We start from the raw sequence: 23,151 nt of genomic DNA on the forward strand, positions 1-23,151 counted from the left end.
ATTTGAGTATGTCTTAGACTTCTATCCTTTAATCGCCATAAAAATACACCCCCTAGAATTTCATCGGACAAACCAGGGGGTTTATCCAATATCTTTTCTAAGGGGTGCACTTCAGTTATCATCAAGATTTTTTGATGATAACTGAAAATGAAATATTCATAATTATTCAGCGATTGCCTTTTCAACGTCCTCGAAACGAATCTTTATGAGACGCTGCAGTGCATGTTAGAGGGTTTCGTGTGTAGCTGCTATTGTTAGCGAATACTAACGAATACTACTTCATGATACTAATAGATTTCGTAGTATTATTGAAGAATACATCTGCACCAAAATACTCAGCAATGAAGCGTAATGGGAGCATAGTACGTCCGTTTACAAGTTCAGCTGCAACATCCATTCCTGGTGTAAGTTCACCGATCACAATGGACAAAGTCTGACCTTCCAAGGTAATCATTACGGTTTTCGTAATGTTATCCCAGCTTACATTTGCTCCTAAGCTCTCAGCAACGAAGCGCAGTGGCACTAACGTTCTGCCTTTAACTACCATTGATGCAACGTCCATACTCATTTCGATTCCGTTTAATTTATACCCTTTCTTACCTAGAGTAAGTTCTAATTTCACAGGTTCAGGCTTGGTTGTAACAAAGATATAGCCTAGTCCTTTTGCCGTGAAGGTAAATTTACCTGTCTTATGGTCATATTTGCCGCCTAAGCGTTCCATGTTACCGTCCAATCGAAGCATGACACCGCATAACATGCTAATATCGTTAGTCGACAACTTCTCTTTTGTCAGATCGAAGGTTACGGGTATAAGCCCTGTATAATCCGTTACTTCCCGGCCATCTGCGAAGATCTTCAACTCATATCCCCGCCCTATAACTCCGTCTCTATCATTTACAGGTTTAATGACAACCTTCATACTCTTGCCTGTATTCAACTGCTTCAACAATTCAGGGGACAATTCAACAGATACGGTGTCATTCGTAACGGTTAGCGGTTTGTTGGCTTTAATAATCGCACCGATCGTATCGTTTTGAATCTCAAGCTCATCTTTTCCGGCTGACATCGTCAATGCAATGGAATTGCCTTTCATCAGCTGCTCTTTGATTGTAGCATCAATAAGATCTGCTACCGGTGATTCTGGAGAAGGAGTCGGCGTGCTGATTTGGCCACCTGATCCTCCGCCGTTATTATTTGCAGTAATTACGATAGTTAACTCTATCGTATCCATGCCAGCATGGTTAGAAGCCGTAACAGTGAATTTGTATGTTCCCGCTTCATTAGGCACCCCTGAAATAACACCCGTAGCTCCTTCTAATTTCAACCCTGCAGGTAAATAATTATCTCTCACTGTCCAGGTAATCGGTTCGTCGCCGTATACCGCTAATGTTACCGTATAAGGTTCTCCAACTTTGCCGCTTGGCAGATTCTTAGTGATAATCTCCGGAGCTGTTTCCACTGGCTTATCCTCATTAATCTCGATGCTCAATACTCGCTTATCTATACCAAAATCATTCGTTGCGCCAACAGTGAATTCGTAATATCCTGCCTCTTGAGGCGTACCCGAGATAACGCCTGTTGCTTCATCTAGGTTCAAATCTACTGGCAAATCTCCTCCCTGGACCTTCCAAGTAATCGGTTCGCTGCCGTATACCGCTAATGTTACCGTATACGGTTGTCCAACTTTGCCACTCGGCAAAGTCTTAGTGATAATCTCCGGAGCTGTGTCAACTGAGACATCTTCAGTGATCACTATATTGAACGATTTCGAGTCACTGCCTGTCTCATTGTTAGCTTGAACTTTAAATGTAAATTGACCCCATTGATCCGGTGTACCCGAGATAACACCTGCATCTTCCTCCAAACTCAATCCTGATGGCAATTGACCATCTACAACAGCCCATTTGATCGGCTTATCGCTGTCAGTGGTAAGAACTGCCGAATAAGGTTGTCCTACCTTGCCATCCGCAAGTGATTTCGTCGTAATCATTGGCGCAGTACCTGCGTCTTCAACCCATTTCGCATATAATTCAATATCCCTTGAAACAGGATCAGCAACGAAATCCCAGACATCGTTTAATCCTGCATCTTGATACCAACCGCCGAAAACAGTGTTTTCTTTTGTCGGCGCTGTTGGCTCGGTAATTGTCCCGCCCATATCTGCGAACTTCATCACCACTTCGCTGCCACCGTTGGAATCAAAAGTTACCGCATAAGGGTTGTGTGCGCCGATGGAAGGCGTTCTGCCGCTAAGTGGATTGCCGAAGAAGTCTGTTCTCTCCGTCATATGAGGCAGAGCGTTCGCGCGATCCACATATGGGCTTACAATCTCGGCACCTGCACCATAGGCCAGGTTATTACCGTCAGCAAGACGGAACCCGTTCATCGCACTGTAATCAAGCTTGGCATCAACTGTTCCGCTGTTGGTAATCCAATGTTCCGGCGCAGATTTATAATCATTTAATATAGAGTTAAGTTCCTCTTCCGATACATAGCGGTTGTCAGTTGCTGTTACGCCTGCACCTAGATACCCGCCTCCGCCTGCGTTCATGCTACCAAAAAGATTAGCCGGATATACAATGTTGTTCGTAAAACGTCCGGCTGCAAATGAAGCAGATGTTCCCCCGCCTTTCAGACCAACCTGGTTGTTTGCCCCAGTGTAGGCAAAAATATTATTTTGGAAATAAATATGCAAGTTGGAGGCCGTCGGATCAAATACTAACGAACTGCTATTCTTCAATGGTGTGACGATGACATTGTTATAGTATAATCCGCTTAATTCCTCGCTCGTTGAAGAACCTCCCGCAAGTAATATAAGACTGTTAAAGCTCTTGTTAAAATCCGGGCTGCGACCGTCGTTCACGCTAATGTTATAGCGAACGATATTGCCCTTGGCAGCATTCATCTGTAAGTACCAACCGCCATAGTTATTTCGGCTGTAATTGTATTCATACACATTGTCCTGACAATAGTTGTCAATGTCCCATGCCATACCGTCATTACTTGCATGATAAGGGTTGTCCACGGCTTCATTATAGCGGAAGATCGTGCCTTTACTTGCCATAATCCACGCTGCCGCATAGTTTTGCGAACCTAGATATGTTGGCGTTGTATTATTTGGCCCCCAGTTCGTAACCAGGTTGCCGCTCTTATCGCTTAAATAGCTGTATCCGCTGTCTGTGACCACATTTCGTTCCACAAGGGAGTTGTTCCCGCCGGACATGACAATGCCATCTCCAACCGAACTAGAAATCCAGTTGTTTCTAAACACAGCGTTTGATGCCCAAGGATAGCTTGAGTTACTCCAAGTAATGCCTGTGTTATTCGTCCCAGGATTGCTTGGTCCGTAGGCATTGTTACGAATACCTTCGTTATCGCAGCGAAGGGTTTTATTTCCTTCAACCAATATATCTACATAACCATTAATAATGATGCCGCCGGATACCTTACTTGCTCCATTTGCTTGGTGCAGCCCATTAACATCATGAACGTAGTTATCTCGAATGATGATTCCTTGCATACGAGCATCAGCATAATCTTGAATATTAAACTGACCTTGTCCCAGCTTGGAAATCCGTGACATTACAGCGATACCGGAACGGCCGTCACCTGCTTTATTGCCGATGTTCGTTACTTCAATTCCACTGACTACCCAATAGTTAACGTCATATAACTCAATGGTACCGTTTAAGGAAATGCCTGATGGGCTTGACGCTGTTCCTCCACCATTAATTATCGGGCGTTGGTTAGGGTCGGTCGTATTATATTTTGTAAGCGTAATCGGATTTCCTTCCTCACCATTGCCGCGCAGTCTGATTTGTTCATTCCATACGCTATTTGCATCCAGATAAATGGTTGAACCTGGCATAAATACATATTCATTAATCTTGGAGATTGATTTCCATGCCGTAGCCGGTGTGCGTCCATCTGCATGATCGTCACCGTTATTGGAGAAATAATAATCACGGACTTCAAGTGGTAGAATGTTCAACTCGAATGTGATTTCGGCAGGATTCAGATCCAGTCTAACGGTATATTTTCCTGGCACGATATTATTTCTTGCGAATGATTCTTTGTTAATTTTCAATACATTACCGCTAACCGTATAATCCACATCCCGCTGCAGTGTTACAGCGCCGATCTCTACTCCAGCTAGATCTGCTAAATCAGGATTTACGGTGATATTATAGTCGTCCAGACCAATAACATATGTGCTGTCTTCCAAGTGGCTATACACTTTGGGCATGAGCTTTAGCGTAATAGAAGATGTTCCGGTTTGGGCTGTTATTTCACTATCGATAACATATACGTCATCGATAAAGTGCCTGTTCTGTATATCCTTAATCGTTCCAGCCTTGTTGCCCCAGTTCGTAGCAAGCTGCAATGCATCAATCTTGGAAATATTGTTCTTAACTAGGGTATCAAAATTGCCGCCGTCAGTTGATTGCCTTTGAATATCTTGTCCATCGATTTTATAGGTCGTTCCCGTTGATGTAACGAACCATTGGAATTTATGCCAGCCTTCGCTTCGCTTGACATCTACAGGATAGAATCTCCCGGATGAACCGGGTCTGACTGCGTAATTGGTCAGATTTCCGGCCCAATCGCCATCTCCATTGCCATAATTTATTGCGATATGTTCATTGGATGATGGGGTTAAACCAAAGACAGCGTGGTCATTGGAAGCCGCTCTGCCATCATCATAGTACCAAGCAGTAACGATTGTTGTCTTACCGGTTGCGGGGGTGTAATTATAGGTACCCGGAACAGTAGCCACCTGACCGGCGCCGCTTGATGTTGCGGCCTTTCCTCCGGTACGGGACATCACATCGCTGTGAACATATCCGTTCGCACCATTTGAAAATTTCTTCTCCCCTTCAAATCCATCGTAAAACATAGTGTCAGCCTTATTGAAGTAATCAACGCTCACTTGAACAGTGACCTCTTCGCTCCCTGTTGGAACATAACCTTTCTTAACCGTCACGAATCCGGCATCATCAACTTCAATTTTATCCTTGTCTTGATCTGCCGGGCTGAAGCTGATGTTATCAGCAACAAACACATCAGAAGTATCAACGATTAACCGCGTTCTATCTCCAGCCCGTAAAGTATCGCTCTGGCGAATTAGCGCAATGTTGGCTGAATATTGTGCACTCTCTCCTGATTCATCAGAGTCTAAGAATCGTGACGTTGCATTGCCGTTTGCTTTTATTTTAAATGTATCATTTAAAGTCGGGGACAAAGCCGCATCATTGCTTGTTGCTGCAATCGGGCTTCCTTTAGCCACTCCATTACTGAAGAGTTGAACCGAATAGGCAGATGCGTTAGCGACACGGTCCCATGTAGCGTATGTGCCGTTCCATCTGACATTTACCGGTACAGGCAATTTCTCGATCTTTAATATTCCGGATGCTGCAACTTCTTCACTGATGTCCCCCGCATTATTAATGACAATGGCTGTAACCGTGTAGTTGCCCACTCCCAGTGCCCTTGCATAGGGTAGAACATGATGCCTTTCATGATTGTTAGGCTGGTCGGGTCCTCCATTTTTCGATAAATAATAACCAACAGGTCCACCGTCTTTGAACAGCGTTACAAGGGTGTCACCGTAATTGGAAGCGCCACTATAAATACCCGTGTCCGAGTCAAGCGTCGGGTTAATTGGCGCATTCACCTGTGTATTGGTGGTTATCAACAACGGTACAGCATTGGATTTCACCACAATTCCGTCTGCCGAAGACACTTCGCAATAATAGAAATTGCCTTGTTGTGAAGCTGCGTCCACATTGGGAAGCGTTAATAGCGCCTTATCAGCTCCGCTGACTTTTGTCCCGTTCAAGCCAGACTCGTCGTCAGATACATACCATTGATATGCTGAAGCAGCGGCTGATGCCGCAACGCTAAATGTTGCCGTCTCACCTTGTTTCACTTCTGCCGCTGTTGGCTGAGTGATTATTTCTAAATTTGGCAATCCACCGGGAGGTACCAAATTCAATGTTAATGTTCTGGTTCCTGTTGTTGTAGCTACATCTTTAACAACATAAAAATCGTCGATTAGATGTTTATTTTTAATATAAGCTTTGTTGCCTGACTGGTTGTTCCATCCTCCTGCTATTTTAGGCTGAATGGTTGTACCGCTCTTCATAGCTTTGTAAATATTACTTTGCGCTGAATCGGATATTAATGTTCCGTCTATTTGTAAAGTCGCACCATTCGGTGTAATGAGCCACTCGAATTTATGCCAGCCTGTGGAACGTAAAGCCCCGCTATCTTTCCAACGGTTTCCTGCTGTACCCGCTGACGATGGTGCATATGCCCAAGTATATCTAGTCGGGTTATGAATAACATCAGCCTCTGAACTTTGATAGAATGTCCCGGCAAAGGTGGCATTTTTGCCATCTACAATAGCAAATTGAGTTCTATCCGTCGCTGTCTTCTCCTCATCAGGATACGGGTCAAAATACCATGCCGTCATCTTATAATTGCTACCTGTCGGCAATGCCACGTCTTGGGCAACATTTTCATTATTCGTATCACTTGAAGGTGTAATCGCTTTCATTCCAGAACGGGACTGAGCATCGGAAAGCGTGTATGACGAACCTAATTTGCCAGTTGATGTCATTGGACCATTGTTGTTCTCGAAATCCTCCATGAATAATACATCTGAGTCATGGTAATAACTCGCCGCGGCCGTGATTGTCACCGGGATGCCCGGAGCACCTGGCAACGCAAATGTATAACCGCTAGCTAAAGTAATGTTCCCCTGATTATTAACAGTTAAAAGATTCGCATTGCTGGAATCATAATTAACCTCGTCAATAACCGGTCCTTTCACGAGACTGCTTAAAGGCGAACCTTTATAGGTAAGATTCACCCTGCCTGCCTGACCTGCCGCTTGTGTCAATTCTAGTACAACAGAGTCAAAAGATTCGCCCCCTCCCGCAGCTGACACTTCAGATGAAGGCGCCAAGCCGAACAGACCAGGGAACACCAACGAAGTTGCCGTAATCATCGACAAAGCTTTTTGCATCCATTTCGATCGTATCATCCAAAAACTTCCTCCCTTTGAAATTAATAAATTAATACTTTATAAAAAATCTGCATCTATGGAAGCCTCAATAGACATAGATTTTTATAAACTTAAAAACATAACTATTCTAGTTCACTACTAATTCACTGAATCGATTACCGTTATATACGATCTTCAACTTATTCGTATTTGCAATTAACGCTCGCAAGTCAGACTCCGCCGATCCGTATAGAATGGAATCTTTCACTTCTTCCAGTTTAAGCTTGGTGATTTCCGGTTTTGTGGTTAATGTGGCAACGACATCCTCGCCCATATATTTACCGATTACTGTCTCACCTACAGAAGCAGCAGCTAAAGACTCCCAGAACTTAAGAGACTCGGTTTCTTCTTTGGATATATCCAAACGGTTTAGCACTTTCTCTTCCTTGGCCTGTCCCGCTGTCGCTAACGCAGCCGTCAATTCATTTGCAACACGAACATATTCCGCACTTTTTGATGCATACTCAACTTGCAACTCTGCTTCGCTCATTTTCGTTTTTTTAACCTGCGTTTCTACCAAATCCGGCCAACGGGCGCCACTTAAATATTGCATGTATTGATTTAAATCAAACTGAGGCAATCCATAGTAAGTCCCTTCTGAATCATCCATCTTAGCTCGCTTAACATTTTCATCTTCCATGTCGGATTTTAGCTCATCAAAGCTTTTGTAAGGGGCGATCCCCCGCTCATCTGCAATAAATTGCTCCTGCTTGGTCTTTAGCAATGCAGTCATTGCAGATTTTTTGGCGTATTCTGTTGGGGTTTCATGATTTTCTCCGTATTGACGTGTCCAGAAGCCCTCATCTACTTGGACCCCATAAGTTCTGAAGAAATAGTCTGCCGTTATAGCTCTATGCTCCTTGATATAAAATTGAAATTCGTCCTCTGTTACGGCGTATCCATCTACTGTAAATATCCAATCTTCAGGTAGCTCCGCCTTTTTGTTAGTTAAACTCAACACGAGTAAAGCAAGAACAATCAGAGTGGTAAACAAAATAATCACGGTTGCTTTTCGTCTAGTAATCCCCATGACGCCCCCCCCCTTTCAAATATTCAACCTAGCTTTGCAAGAAAGCCTATGACAGTGAAATTCATCGCCGTTGCTGGAGAAGTTCCCAAATTTAAATGGTTAGACATAATTGTAAGTTTAGCTGCCCTCTAATGTAAGCGCTTATTTAGACTGAATTAAAACAAATTTGACATGTTCAAAATACCACGTTTGGTTGAAAACACCCTGCTGATCTAGCATGAGCAGTATTATGTAAATATCACTCAGTTGTGAGCCTTGAAAGATTAGCATTTTGCATAGTTCAATACTAAATTCCAAGAAATAAAAAAGCCGAATGGATCGTTCTCATCCACTCAGCTCATAGGTTTATTTTACAATAATCTGTATAGTATCACTTTCCGTTGTTCCACTTCCATTCATAAACTCACAGCGATATTGATAGATGCCAGGCGATTTCCCTGAAATTTGTGTAGTGGCCGATTGAGCACTTGGTGTTTGTGAAGATAAAGATTGCGTTTCAATAAGTTCGCCATTTTCATATAATCGATACTGTGTTGCGTTCGTGCCCCACCACATATTAGCAGTAATGTTATAGTCCCCATCTTGATCCCAGTTGTCACTAGACAAAACAGGTTTGCCGGGCTTCGCATCAGTCACGGTGACGGTGTGTGGATCACATGAAGTCGTTCCATACAAATTCGATAACTCACATGTATACACATAGGTTCCATTAGGCTTTCCTTGAATAGGCATAATGGAAGTCTGAGCAGCTGGCGAAACATCGGTGAGTGACTTCGTTTGGATCAATTGGCCATTCTCGTACAGCTTATACAGTGTGCCATTGTTTCCCCACCACATATTCATCGTAACCTCATAATTGCCATCATGTAAGCCTGTCGCAACACCGCTATTATTCGATAGTGTCGGTTTACCTGGCACCCCATTTGCAAGCAACGGCAGACTACTGGAATGCCGTTCGAACTTGACTGCATCAGCCCTGGTATAAATCATATCGGCAGGTAGAGTTGGCGGATCTACCGTTGTCGGAGTAACCCTTGTTAAACGAACATACTCGCTGCCGTCTCCAGTAAAGTCGAACGTTCCTAGATTAACCCAACCCGACGAGCCAACGGTTGCATCGATATACGTGACCTCGGTAACCGACTGATGCTTCACTTCCACTTTGACATAATTGTCATTTGCCGTCGTATGGACGATCTTGTAGATGGAGACCGTATATTTCCCCTCTGGAAACTGGCCTTTCCACGTCGCTGAGGATCCTTGAACGGTAGAGTAACGGGACTTCACACCAATTTTGTATCCGGCTAAATTGCTTTGGCTCCAAGACCCTTCTGTCGTGTACAACCCAGTCGTATTCGTGCTGTCGACAATAACCGTTAATTCCCTGATCGCAATTCTCAAAGGCGGTGTTGTTAAGGTCACCCCGTCAATCGTTACAGTGGCCCATACCTCAATGTGATCCTTTTCCCCGTCGAGACTTAGAAGGGTCAACAAACCGCTACTGTCCACTTCAGCCAGATCGGTTCGATCAACGAAATACTGCACATTTGCCTGTGATAGATCACCAATCAGACCATTATCCAAATAGCCGGTTACGCTTAGTTGTGCGGTTTGAGTCATCTGCAGTTCGTTCCGATCCGACAGGATCACCGCAGACTCCAATTGCGGTATCTTGTTCGGGTCCACCCACATCATCGCATCGGCGACTACCCGTGACTTATTGGCCTTATTGGTTAATTCCACGTACCCACTATCGCCTGCTGCAAAAGGATAAGCACCCAGGTAAACCCAAGTACCATTGGCCGCTGTCTCATCTACGGTAACCGTCTCGGAGCCTCCGCTATAATAAACGGTAAATGAGGCATCCGTTGCCCAATTTTCACTAGCAGCGGTTATTTGCGGAAGCTTATAGTACACACTGTAAGTAACACTTTCCGGCAGATCAGGTCGCCAAACAATTCTGCTTGTCGCTGTGCCGGCAGTCGATTTGGCATACACATAGTTATCATAATAATAGTCGTTAGCCGTTGTATCCCGTATCCAGACGCCTTCTGTCTCTGCCTCCGTATTATCCACAATGATAGATGAACCCTCCTGCCAATCCGGTTGAACTGGAGTTTCGGTTACCTGATCAGGCAGATAGAGTGTCCGCTTGCGAGTCTGTTTCCCGTCCGATTCCACATAATAAGTGAAGGTTTGGGATAAATCGTTTACCCGTATCGACCATTCCATCGGATAGATCTTATCTGGAATGGTTGTATACGTAGCCCCGCCATCCAAGGAATAATGGATCGTCGCTGGTTTCGTCGTTTTTGCCTGCACATAAGCATCGTAGGCCGTTTCGTCGGGCTTGACGATCAGCATGCCTTTAACCGCATCTATTGGACTGTGGATATCGAAGAAATAGCTTGCATCCGATGTATCAGTAGTTCTGACCTGGTGCAGCGGCACTTCAATGTTGAGTCCTTCCACAATGATAGCGGTTATTCCCTTGCTTGAAACCGTGGCTTGAATGATTCCGCCACTCATAACCGCTTGCTCTGGTGTGCCATTGTCGCGGATGATGGTTACGGTATAATCTTGTGCCGGGTTGAACCCAATGATTTGCGCATTCAATTCGATCGGAGTCTGGACTTCAGCTGCCGATTCGTTGCTTAACCCGATGTAGAATTTATTCCCGCTCTCTCCCGTTATCCAGTTCAATTGAGGATGGTTGGTCTGAATTATCCCCTTAGGCATCCAGAGCCAAACGTTGGAATTACCGTAAAAATGACCTGGTTTATTTCCATAGAGGTGATATTTGAACCATAGAAAATTAGTTTCAAATACAGAAGGAAATGTAATACTTCCATTCGATTTCAACGATTGCTCGCTGATCAAATAATCCATCGTTTGCCCGAGCTGTCCCGGTATATGGTGATAATAGATGGATGTAGCCCCGCTTGGGCCTTCCAGAGGAAACTCCGGTTCAAGTTGACTAACGGCGAAGCCCTTATAGTAATAACCTGGATAGCTCGAATATCGTCCGATGACTGCATTATGAGCAATATCCTGCAGCAATTTATCGCCTGTATAGAGCGACAATCTCAGCATGAATGGAGCTTCCTGAGCATTCATCCGATAATAACCAGTTGTACTTCCCGCTTCAAACGTCAATCCATTGGGAGAGACAAGCAAACTATCCGCTTGTACGCCTCCGGCTACATCTTCGGGGAGCTTGATCCGAGGATATTGATATTTACCACTTTCCGGCCAATGGAACGACTCCGCGTAATTATACGTCTCAGGCTGCGGAATCGTAACGGCACCTTCAGGAACCGGACGAGCAACGAACATAGTTGCATACCGTTTGGCTTCTTTATAAGCAGCATTCAAGTATTTGATATCCTGAGTTTCCTCGTAAAGCTCCAAGATCTCCATCCACAGCTTGCTATAATAATAAATGAACTCATTTTTACTCACATTTACGGATGCAGGCGTATCAATATGCTGCATGATATAGCTGTCGGCTGCATCCTTGGCAGCCTGTAAATACTGCGCATCTCCCGTCATACGATACATCATCAGGGGCTGAATGACAGGACCCCGGTCTTTCTGGTCAGGATCACGCACGAGGTACTCTTCCTGTGCCAGCGCTTCAATTCCTGCCGTAGTCCCCATCATCTGATTGACAGCGGCTACGCTTGAAAAATCAAACGGCAAGGTTGCCATTTTCCATAACGACGGCACACCGTATACTGGCTTCTGCGTCGGCGACCAGCCTATACCATTTCGCGATAAGCCATACTGGACGGACGGCAATGCTCTCGTATCGTAAAGCTGGTCATCCCCAGTCAAATAGTAAGCCCCCAAAAGAACCGCATTCGAGCTTGTTCGAACACTATCCTCGTTTTCGATGTCAATAAAGCCCTTGGCACGGCTCCACCATCCGCTGGGTGACGGGACATAATCAACAGAGTCATCCCCTTGCGGCTCTATCTTAAGTAAATCGATCATATTGAACATCGCGTCAGTAAGCGACTGATCTGATACATTTTCCCGGTATGCGGAATAACCATACTCATTGCGAAGAATATCCGCGTAGGACTCATACAAATTGCTTTTTTGAGCGATTAGTCCCATATGAAATTGATAAGTGCTTTCTGCGGTCATTTGCGAATAAGTCCCTAATTGAGGAGCATACAAGATTGGCTGCACGCTGCCTTCGTTGTTGACAAGGCTCATGCCAAGCCTTTGTTTCGTAACACCTCCCGTCGGTTCAAATTCAACCGGGAGCTCATCCGAAGGTACAAATACCCCATACGTCAATGGATTCCCCGAACCGTCATTCTTTTCAACCAGACTCATTGGAGCGCTTAGCTCCCTTAAGCTTGTTGATTCCACCGAACCTACCATTTTGGCGTGTGACCTGAAACCATTTAACACTTCATTGATGCCAGAGATTTGCTCAGTTGTGAAAGACTGATAGCCGATCACGTAATTGCCATCCCGGCGGGGTGTAAAAGCGAAGGAAACATCAGGTTTGTCCCCTGACATGGACCAGTTCACTTGTAAATCGTAATCGCTTCCATGTGAAGAATCGGTTAATATCGCCGTGTGGCTGTCAGGGAAATCAATCTCGTCGAATGTAATCCAGCGTTTGTTCATCGTATCGTAGTAATTGGTTAGACTCCCCGCATTTCCATCCATTAAGACCCATTGCTCTTCAAGTCTTTCCGCCACATTATTGACAGGCACCCAGTTCCCCGTATCCGTGTCCTTGTAGAACATATCACGAACGATGGATTTGCCACCATCCCAAGCTGCTTCATAGAAGGTTACTTTGTAGCTGGCATTCACGATGCTGCCTTTTTCCGTGTAACTGAGATTCGCCAATGTACGGCTGCGCAGCGGAGGCAACGGCGGAGCTTGCTGCCGGATATTCCCTTCAAACTTGACCGCATCGGCCCGCGTAATGATCTTTCCGGTCGTAGGTTGCGTTCGAGTCAGTCTGACAAATTCGCTATCATCACCACTGAAATAATAGGACCCCAAATCAACCCATCCGGCCGATGGGCCCGACGAGGGCCTCAGATCCATGAACATGACATCCGTAATCCCATTGTGAACAATTTCAATTTTAACATTACTGTCTGCTTTATCCGCCCAATCAAGCTTGTTGAATGAAATTTTCGCCGTTCCTGCTTCCAATCGCGGATTCCATGTGATGCTTCTTCCTACTGCATCGGTAAATTTGGAACTGGAATTATTATATCCCTTCACTCCCGTACTTGTAGTCCAATAAGGAGCGGAGAACCCGTTATTTGCGTTATCTACATCAGTGGTGACGACATCATCAATCGTGATGCTTCCATCATCAATGATGATCGTCTTATGCGGCTCTTTTTGCTGAATATTCCCTTCGAACTTGACCGCATCAGCTCGCGTAATTATCGTGCTGGTTGTGCTGGTAGACCGAGTTAATCTAACGAATTCTTTACCATCTCCGGAAAAATAGTACTCTCCCAAATCAACCCATCCCGCAGGAGCACCAAATGAAGGCCGCAAATCCATATAGAGAACATCAGTCGTTCCATTGTGGACGATTTCAATTTTTACATTGCTATCTGCTTTATCTTCCCAGTTAAGTTTGTATAACGAAATTTTCGCCGTTCCCGCTTCCAATCGTGGATTCCAGGATATCGCTCTGCCTGCTGTACTCGTATATTTAGAACTGGAGTTATCATATCCCTTCACCCCTGTACTTGTGGTCCAATTCGGAGCTGAATATCCGTTGTTCTCGTTACCCACATCAGGTGTCACAACATCATTGATCGTGATGCTCCCGTCATCGATGATAATCGTCTTATACGGTAAGGGCTCCGCGTATGCGGTCCTTATTCCGACTAGGCTGAAAGGAACTAATATCGTCACGATGAAAACGATTAAGAAAAACAGCTTCCTTTTTATCATACAACTCACAGCCTCCCTTTTGTTGATAACGCTTTCAAAATAATGTTGCCCTCCTTTGTTCGAAGATCGTATAGAAGCAATTAGCCTTATCCTTCTGACTAAGCCCGCTCTGTCGGTTTTATCATAGCATGTTACAGAACTGTGAAATTTCTTTAATTTTAAGAATTTCTTATAAGATTTTAAGCAAGAAGAAACGACTTTGTCGTCCTTTAAAAAAGAGACCTACATGATAACTGCCCGCTCAACTGCAGTCAGTTATCATGTAGGTCTACCAATTGTACAAAGCCTAATGATTAATTATAATGGCGGCTGCACTAATAACAACTTTCCAAGCTGAATCACCGTTTGATCATACCAATCTGGATGCTGCCGAACATGCTCTCTACTTCGTTCATTGCCGCATGCTTCAAACACGGCCGCTTTGTCTGTCTTCTCGGTATCGATTTCAAAGCGAACCGTATGTTTTCCATTCGAAAGCTCCGGCAAGAATACATACTGATTTCGATTATGATCGTTGTGTAGTGTGAATCGATCGATAATAAAGGGTTCCCCACCATCCACCGACACCTTCAATCTGCCAGAATCAGGCCCACCGATATCGAATAACCCGATATGGGTGCCCTCGAACTGCACCGTGATAGCCTCTCCAGGATCGACTGCTCGCCATAGGCCGGGGAACAACCAATTGTACTCGCGCACTAAAGCAAAATCATCGGGCGTCATGTAAGACCATCCTGCGGAAAAAGTAGTAAGACTATCCAGTGACAGCATGGTCGCATACTCCCAAGGATTAGCCGGAACCAACGGATTCTGAGGTAAGTGATGTACTAACCTTCCCTGTTGACCTCTGAGTTCGATAATTGCCTCAAATGACCGGGTGATCGTATCCGTGTAAATCTGGTGTCCTTCGGGAATAGTCGGATGGATCGAATCATGCGTAAAAACAACGGCTCCAGAAATGGACACGTCTTCCCTTGAGGTAAAAACGAGTTTTCCCTCCGAAACCAAGTGACTGACCGCTACGCCCAGATGAATCGAAGGAATACCATAATAGTCGGCCACTTCCTCTTGCATTAGAGCCCCCTTCTGGTATTCCCCAGACTGAAATAAGGCCACATCCCGCTCCTTCAGCGTATAAACGAACAGGATATCGGTAAACCGGCTCCGCTTGCGGATCTGACGGACAATCCCTTCGATCCGCGCCTTGGATTCGGGATCTCCGCCATCGTTACCGACAAATTCAACAAATACTAGATCAGGCCGATGACGCAGTACATCTGTCTCCAAACGGGCACAACCCAAATCCGATCCTGTCCCATTAATGCCTGCATTCACAGAGCGGATATCCGCCTTAGGATATTTCTCACGAAGCCAATCCGCCGTCATGACCCTGTAGCCTTCAGAACGGGTATTACTGCCGCCGAAATAGACGATTGTTACGGTATCCCCATTTTCCAATTTCTGAATTATATTGGGGAGCCCATTACGTGGGAATAATTCCTTCATCGTTACTTCACCTGACCTCATTTATCAATTTTAGGAGCAAACAATTTTACTGCAAACACTTCAAAATAAGGCGAACCATACGTTGCGCAGAAATTAATCCGGATTCGGGTTACATGTTTCGCATCCACCTTATGTTTATTCAACGTGAGATAATTCCCACGAGTTATGATTGTCCTCTCGGTTCCGTCTTCTAAGGTCAAGGTCATATCATAATCTTGGATAAGGGACTCGATCGGGTCGTTGAAATGCTCCAAATCCAACTGTGAATTGAAAACAAGATGGATTTCGTCTACATTTTTGGGGCTTGCAAAACAGAATTCCAACCATTCCTGTTCTTCCGTACGTTCAGAAATCCAGCCGTTCGGTAGACCATAAGGTCTGGAGAAGCCGTTGACGACATTCTCGGGATTATACATACTCTGGGACGGTAACAGATCCTTGAAGCAAATGCTCTTATTGAATTTCTTCAGCCTGGACGGCTCTTCCGGCCTATAATGGAAGCTGACCGCTCCTGTTATTTTTTCTTCATTGCCGTAGACGGCAAGGCTCGCCGTACCTTCCAATACGATGTAGATTTTGTCATCAATCGGTTTTTCGCAGCCCAAGTTTAGCGTAATCCAGTCGTCATGACCGGCTGCAATATCCAAGCGGTAATCTTTCAACTCGCTAGTGGGAATGTAGTTTTCCTTCCGTTCCCCGGCAAACAGCTTTACATGCAAAGTTTCCGAATGCTCGGACCTATTTTTAATTTTGATCCGTACACTTTCAGCCACGGATGTCTGAATCGGCAAGACCAAACATAACCCTTTCTCCAAGGGAATCTCCTCAGTTGGATGAGGATTATCATAGCTGCGCTGAGACGAGGCACGAATAGTTAATCCGTCAGCGAAGTAAGGATTCAATTCCTCTTGAAGCCCTACAATCGTTTGGCCATCTCGAAGCAGCAGCGCCTGCAGCTCCTCCATATGAGATTCGACTATGGCCGCAGGGTCTATCTCATATTTCAAGCATAACGAAGCTGCCGTTCCAACCGCCTGCCCCATACAACCGCAGGTTGCCATTACCCTAGTAGATCCGAAAGCCACATGGGTAGCACTTATATTGCGACCAGCGAACATGAGATTAGGAATATTTCGTGAATATAAACTGCGGAAAGGGATATTGTACAATCCAGGCACGAAATTCCATGCTGTAGCTGGCCCCTCATCGTAGATGCCCTTATTCGCATGTAAATCCATATACCATCCACCGACGGATACAGCATCTTCGAAATGCGGTTTTGCTGTAAGATCGTTCTGAGACAACATGTGGTCCCCTATGAACCGCCTCGACTCCCGCTTTCCAGGAATCGGGCATACATAATCCAAGATGAGATTGTCTACATCATCAAATTCGCCGCTATTTTTGATATAATCCCAAATCCCGTACACCAATTTCCGCAGTTCCAATGCGATGTCTTCATTATTCTTGATAATATCCATATGTCCACCATATTCCAGCCACCACAATCCGCCAAGCCCATTGATTTTTCTTGGTAAAGCCCGATGGTTTAAGCCTTTTCTGATACTATCGAAAAAAGCCAACTTCGTAATATCATACGCAAAGCCAGGCCTTTTGAATGGAACGGAATATTCTACGTCACGGGCTTGAAACAGGATCGTATCGCCCATGGTGTAATGGTCCGCCACTTCAGGAGCCAATTCTTCCATGTATTCATGCTTCGCTTCTCTCCCCCAGCGGAAGAGAGCACCTGCTTGATATCCGACAACTCCATCTCCGGAGCAATCAATGTAGGTTCGGCTTTCGAAACGAAATTTTCTTTCGGAAGCCAATTGAAGGCCCTCAACCCATTTAATTCTGCCGTTCTCCATGCCCGTTTCATGCACGCATGTATTCAGAAATAGAGAAATGTTAGGCTCAGCATAAACCATATCCAACAAGACCGTATCCGAAAGCGAAAGCATAAGCTTCTTGTTGTATAACGGATTATAGTGAAAAATCTTCAACTTGAGTTCTTCCACCAATCCGCCCTCGCGTGCATAATAGGATGGACTGTTTCCGAGATATGCTGACCCGTTGATATGAACCCGGACCTCGCTGCTCGCATTTCCTCCAAGAACCGGCCGATCATTAATAAGTGAAACCTGCAGCCCTTGGCGTGCGGCAGCAATGGCAGCGCATATCCCAGCAATACCTCCGCCTACGACGGTTACATCTGCTTTAATAAGCTCCATTTTGATAACCTCCATGATTAGATCCTTCTATCATGGTAAGCCTTTTGATGCCCTTTTTTTTACATGATTTCGCGAGAAATTTATACATTTTTTGCAACCTTATTTGGATTCATACCGTGTCATTTTTATCCGATATTGCTTAGGCGTATCACCCGTATATTCTTTAAATAATTTGCAAAAATAACCTTCATTCACAATTCCTACTTCTTCGCACAATTCCAATAAAGAATAATCCTGAACATTTAATAGCTCGAGAGCTAAGTGAATTTTTTTGCGGTTGATGTAGCTGATAACGCCCTCGTTCATTGTTTTTTTGAACAAGCTGCTAAAATACGATGGAGCTAAATTCACTTCCTCAGCAATAGCCTCCAGCGTTAATCTCTGTTTCAGGTTTTTCTCTATAAACCGCATAGCACTCATGATTTCTATACGATGTAAAAGCTGGCCAGCGTGTACATATTCGAAGGTGAAGTCGCCAATATAGGCAAGCTGCTCCCGAAATGTCATGAATTTTATGGGAAACTCTGATGCATCCGTGGTCAACGAGTTCCCCGATTTAAATTTCGCAGTTATGTCTCTGTACAAGCCTTGAAGCATAGGTGTCATGATGGACTTATGAATTTTATAATCCGTCACAAATTGGTTTAAAGCAGAGAGTTCTTTTTCCAGCGCTTCCTTGGAAACTTTCCTTTGTACCCATGTGAGAAAATCAGCCAGTTTCAGCTGAAAGTCCTCCTTTTTGTCATTGCGGTAATGGAACCGATGCATGGGTGTTTTGACTACTTTCTCTTCATGATAGTAGAAATCCTCACTCACGTTATTAGCTTCCATGTAAGCTTGTTTGATGGATTCCCAGCCTCGGTGCGGACCTCCAAAAGCTACGGATACCCTTTGATTCAAATATTGATGTAAATGGGAGACGATCTGACTACCCAATGAATGGCAAGCATATTCCGTGTCCATATCGCTGCGATTATTTTCCCAGGAAAGAAAGCCAATAAAACGATTATCGGATAGATCCGCAGCTACACCTCTGCCACCGTTCACCACAGTTTCTTCGATTATATTCGTAATCGCATATTTCAAGATGTTTTGATCAGACGCTGAATAATCGTTTCGGAAACTTTCATACAGATTCATTTCAACAATGAAGCAGCAATAGTTGGCTTGAAAGAAATGGAATTGCATGCGATTGGCAAAATCCGATGCCCGATGAGAAGGAATTTCGCCTCTGATAAGCTCATTAAAAAATTGCTTTCGGACTCTATATTTATTTTCAAGCACGGATACGTTTAACGATTGAAATTCCGCTTCTTTTTTCTTAACCTCATTTAAAATCCCGGCTGCCTTATCTAAAGCGCGATCTAAATCCTTTTCCCTGAGCGGAACCTTAACAATGTACTCCAAGACGTTGGCTTGAATAGCTCTCTGGGCGTATTCAAAGGATGAATAAGCGGTCAAAAGAATGTATTGGGTATGGGGAAGCTTTGGTTTTAGCTGCTCAATCATGGAAATTCCATCCATTCGAGGCATAACGATATCAGATATCACGATATCCGGCTTAAGCTTTACGATCTCCTCTATCCCCTCCAGACCATTTTTTGCTTTTCCCACTAAATGAAATCGCTTATCCCTATGGGAGAGCTCGTTAAAAAACAATTCCAATCTCTGAATGATTAGATCTTCATCGTCAACAATGAAGCAGGTGTAGTCTCTCACCATCATGCATCTCCTTTAAACGAGCCTGCTGGGAATAAGGCTTGAACACGGGTTATTTCCTTAGGTATGCTTATGATTTGAAGCCCGAATTGTTCTCCGTAGTGAAGTTTTATTCGGTCGTGAATATTATTTAACCCGATTCTTTTCCTTTTCAATTCCACATCACTCGGTTCTGAAATCAAAATATGCTTTATTTTATCAGTTGGAATTCCCTCGCCTAGATCAACTACTTCTATGATGACGATGCCGCCCTCCCTGTACGCATGAATAGTAATAGGGCCTTCGATCCCCCCTCCGTTATAACCATGGAAGATACTATTCTCCACAAGGGGCTGCAGCAGCATTCGAAAAACTGGGAAATCTATTAAATCTGCTTCGATATTTTCAATCAAGTGGAAGTTCCTGTTATAGCGGATGTTCTGGATCGCGATATAGTCCGATACATTTTGCAATTCCTGACGTAGTGAAACCTTCTCCGAAGCATCAGCTATCCCATATTCCAATATTGAAATGAGAGACTCGATCACCACATCTACTTTCTCTATTTGTCCGAGTCGTATGACATTGCTGATAGAACCAAGCGTGTTATACAGAAAATGAGGGTTTATTTGAGACTGAAGCACTTGGATTTCCAGCTTCCGCTCAAGTTCATTATGTAGCTCTGCTCCCCGTATCAGTTCCACAATTTGCTGAAGCATACGATCGAATGCTCGGGAGAGATCTCCAAACTCATCGTTTCGGTTAATCGATATTGTAGTTGTGAGGAGGCCTTGCTCCACCCGCTTCATTTTTGTTTTGAGCGCATAGAGAGGGGTCCTTATATATTTGGCAATAAAAAAGGAAATGAACAGACTTAAGAGAAGACCTGCAGCTAGAAGCCCGATATAATAGGTTTCCAATCTGGACAAAGCAGCTTTCAAGCGTGATTCATCGTTGATCGAGATGATGGTCCAGTTGAATTTCTCAGTCGGTTTTTTCAAAAGGGAGACTGGAATACCATCCTTGGTATGTAGTTGAAGGCTTGTTTCTGTAGTATCCAGAATTTGTTCCGCCGTCGTTTCACCGATTGAAAAAGTATGATCTTGAATATTCATGGGTCCTTTATTTTCCGAAAATCCGGCAATGATTTTTCCCGATGCGGTGATTAGAGCCAAATCCATTTGTTCTTTTTTATTAATCTTGAACAAGGTTTCTTCAATGGCATTTAGATCCAAATCTACCGCAATGGCCATAGGAAACGGAGCACTGTTCAGATATCGAACCATCGTAACTGTCCAGCCGGAATATTTAGATTTGTAAGGATCACTGACAAATGTAGTCCTTCTGTTCTTGTCAGCCGCATCAAACAAAGGTTCTCTTTCAGCTAAAGGTTCATCGAATATTCGGGTAGGTGTACTCCCGCCTAGAATGGATAAATCGCTTTTGATCAAATAAATATTACTGACGTAATTACTGTTGAGTTCATACAGCTCTCTTAATTGCTTTTTAATCACTTCTGTATTGTCAATGTTGGCTTTCACCGATGTTTCGACCGAGAACAGGATCGTCTGGAAGGAGGAAAAATTAACTGTGAAATACTGATCTACCTTGTCTAGTATTTGGTTAGTGTAATAAATGTCAGTTTTTCTTATTTCCTTTTGGACATAGTGATAAGACAATTGACTTATCAAGATTATGCAGCTTAATACAAATGCAAACACGATAAAAAATAATTTTAAAGGCAAGCTTATTCTTCTTCGCATCTATCATCTTCCTTTTAAATCTGTATTAAACAAATAATAGCATATGACAAGAAGAAACGCCTTCGGCGTCCTTTTTAAGGACGATAAGCGTTTCTTCGAAAAATAGAAGGAAAAAGTATAAAGTAAAACTTATACTTTCTTATATTTCAATAAAGAGAGGGGCTATTTATAGCCTCTCTCTTTGTTTAAAAGATAAGAATTTATATGCTTCGCGCATAAATGTTCCTTATCTTTCTCGCTGAAACGGTACCGTCCTTTAAAAGGACGGCGAAGCCGTTTCTACTTGATTTACTTAATTAAGCCCGCTTCTTTAAATTGCTTGATTACTGTGTCCTTATATTTCTGCATGTCAAACTTGGTATCCAACGTATTGAGGAAATTCTCCCAGTTAGAAAGAGGATCTTTTCCGGTCATAAATTTGACCAAACTTTCATTAATGAAACGTTGGCGGTCAGCTGCCAATGTATCGTTCGGGTCTTCAGTCAATAAATTCCCGGGCAAAGTAGGCGCCACGTACTTCTGATTGTTCTCAAAAGCTTCTGCCGTCTTAGGATTCTGGAAGCTGAAGTACTCAGCATCATCACCACGACGCGGCATTCTATAATGGTCAACCCATAGGTACTTTTCTTTCATTTCCTTTGATAATTCGGAGGTTTTATTCTTGATCTTGCCGTCCACTAAATCCCAATGAATTCCTTTAATTCCGTATGCAAAATTCGGATATGCTTCTTTGTCCGTAAAGAGATAATTCAGCATGGACAAGATCCGAATGATTTTGTCCTTATCCGCTTTTTTGGATATGGCCCATGAATTGCCTTGGAACGATTTTCTCTCTACAATTTGATCGCCATAAGGACCTATCATTGGAGGAATGACGATCCATTCCGGTACCTCTCCACTGATTTCTTTCATTTTCTGCTGATAATCCGGTTCCAGCCTGCGTGCATCTCTTATCATGAAGCCAACTTTACCCTTAAATAACTTTTGGTCCAACAAATCGGGAGTATTCATCGTCACCCAGTCTGGATCTACAACTTTGGCTTCCATCATTTTATTGATATAAGTGAGCGCCTCTTTCATTTTTGGGTCGGTATACAGGAACACCGGTTCATTGTCTTTCACATCAATGGCTGATGGAGGATTGACGCCAAACATCCACATTAAACTATCGAAGCCGTAGGTTTGCAGATTCCCTTCTTTATTCATGCCGCCTATGAATCCGTAAGTATCGTTTTTGCCATTACCGTCCGGGTCTTTCTCTGTAAAGGCTTTCATAACTTGGAATAACTCGTCAGGTGTCGTTGGCACTTCCATATTCAACTTTTTCAGCCAATCATTGCGAATGAAGAAACTTCGACTGATACCATTTACATTATCATAACCTGGAACCCCAATGGTTTTTCCTTGATAGGACATCGCCTCCCAGGAGTCGTTGCTAAAACGTTTCTGTAATTCAGGAAATTGATCCAGATACGGTGTCAAATCCGCAAGAACGCCTTGGTCATAATATTGCGCGAGATCAGCCCGGCTTTTCAAGAAAATCAAATCTGGAATATCTCCTCCAGCAATGAGCGTATTTAATTTAGTCGTTGCTTGACCTGATTGAGGAATCATCATTTCCAAGTCGATATTTACTGCTTTCTCCAACATTTGTCGTTGGATATCTTCTTCACGGGGAGGAATCGGAGCAGCAGCATTGAAAGTGCCTTGGTTAAACATCGAAATTTTCAATTTTTTTTCAAAGGGACTAGACTGGCCTTGTGAATTACCCGTAGCTGACGATGTAACCTCTTTTTTGTCCCCACATCCTGACAATACCGTTCCCACACCGACCATTGCTGTCAGAATAGCAAATGTAATCGCTTTACGTTGCATAATGACCTCTCCTTTGCTTCTATA

At 43.9% G+C, this 23,151-nt stretch carries 8 protein-coding genes; all 8 read right to left on the minus strand.

What is annotated here, in order from left to right; all coding sequences use genetic code 11:
* Positions 1-274: 274 nt before the first annotated feature.
* The 8 genes from ACFWMP_RS15975 to ACFWMP_RS16010 all read right to left on the minus strand — a co-directional run bounded on the left by ACFWMP_RS15975 (position 275) and on the right by ACFWMP_RS16010 (position 23,127).
* A complete protein-coding gene (locus ACFWMP_RS15975; protein ID WP_379424209.1) occupies positions 275-7,048 on the minus strand; it encodes a stalk domain-containing protein in 6,774 nt (2,257 codons plus the stop codon).
* 109 nt (positions 7,049-7,157) lie between these two features.
* Positions 7,158-8,099 carry a hypothetical protein gene (locus tag ACFWMP_RS15980; protein ID WP_379424210.1) on the minus strand — a complete coding sequence of 314 codons (942 nt, stop codon included), beginning with the start codon at positions 8,097-8,099 and terminating at the stop codon, positions 7,158-7,160.
* 345 nt (positions 8,100-8,444) lie between these two features.
* On the minus strand, positions 8,445-14,051 hold the full coding sequence (locus tag ACFWMP_RS15985; protein ID WP_379424211.1) for a golvesin C-terminal-like domain-containing protein: 5,607 nt from the start codon (positions 14,049-14,051) through the stop codon (positions 8,445-8,447).
* A gap of 297 nt (positions 14,052-14,348) precedes the next feature.
* A complete protein-coding gene (locus ACFWMP_RS15990) occupies positions 14,349-15,557 on the minus strand; it encodes an SGNH/GDSL hydrolase family protein (protein WP_379424212.1) in 1,209 nt (402 codons plus the stop codon).
* Positions 15,558-15,574: 17 nt separating this feature from the next.
* The gene (locus tag ACFWMP_RS15995; protein ID WP_379424213.1) at positions 15,575-17,791 is read right to left on the minus strand and encodes an FAD-dependent oxidoreductase; all 2,217 of its coding nucleotides are present in this window, start codon (positions 17,789-17,791) and stop codon (positions 15,575-15,577) included.
* A 99-nt stretch (positions 17,792-17,890) separates the two neighbouring features.
* Positions 17,891-19,516 (minus strand): response regulator transcription factor, encoded by a 1,626-nt coding sequence (locus ACFWMP_RS16000; protein ID WP_379424214.1) that lies wholly within the window; start codon positions 19,514-19,516, stop codon positions 17,891-17,893.
* Positions 19,513-21,252 (minus strand): sensor histidine kinase, encoded by a 1,740-nt coding sequence (locus ACFWMP_RS16005; RefSeq protein WP_076283684.1) that lies wholly within the window; start codon positions 21,250-21,252, stop codon positions 19,513-19,515. Before ACFWMP_RS16005 ends, ACFWMP_RS16000 begins: the two co-directional genes overlap by 4 nt.
* 288 nt (positions 21,253-21,540) lie before the next feature.
* Entirely contained in the window at positions 21,541-23,127 is a 1,587-nt protein-coding gene (locus tag ACFWMP_RS16010; protein WP_042188440.1) for an extracellular solute-binding protein, read from the minus strand.
* Between the last annotated feature and the right edge of the window lie 24 nt (positions 23,128-23,151).

This window comes from Paenibacillus sp. NPDC058367 (genome assembly GCF_042723305.1).
GTDB lineage: Bacteria > Bacillota > Bacilli > Paenibacillales > Paenibacillaceae > Paenibacillus_AQ.

What these genes read in the sequence shown, in the direction of transcription:
- ACFWMP_RS15995 (WP_379424213.1), bottom strand. Translation starts at nt 17,791, where the DNA reads ATGGAGCTTATTAAAGCAGATGTAACCGTCGTAGGCGGAGGTATTGCT.
- ACFWMP_RS16000 (WP_379424214.1), bottom strand. Translation starts at nt 19,516, where the DNA reads ATGATGGTGAGAGACTACACCTGCTTCATTGTTGACGATGAAGATCTA.
- ACFWMP_RS16005 (WP_076283684.1), bottom strand. Translation starts at nt 21,252, where the DNA reads ATGCGAAGAAGAATAAGCTTGCCTTTAAAATTATTTTTTATCGTGTTT.
- ACFWMP_RS15980 (WP_379424210.1), bottom strand. Translation starts at nt 8,099, where the DNA reads ATGGGGATTACTAGACGAAAAGCAACCGTGATTATTTTGTTTACCACT.
- ACFWMP_RS16010 (WP_042188440.1), bottom strand. Translation starts at nt 23,127, where the DNA reads ATGCAACGTAAAGCGATTACATTTGCTATTCTGACAGCAATGGTCGGT.
- ACFWMP_RS15990 (WP_379424212.1), bottom strand. Translation starts at nt 15,557, where the DNA reads ATGAAGGAATTATTCCCACGTAATGGGCTCCCCAATATAATTCAGAAA.
- ACFWMP_RS15985 (WP_379424211.1), bottom strand. Translation starts at nt 14,051, where the DNA reads ATGATAAAAAGGAAGCTGTTTTTCTTAATCGTTTTCATCGTGACGATA.
- ACFWMP_RS15975 (WP_379424209.1), bottom strand. Translation starts at nt 7,048, where the DNA reads ATGATACGATCGAAATGGATGCAAAAAGCTTTGTCGATGATTACGGCA.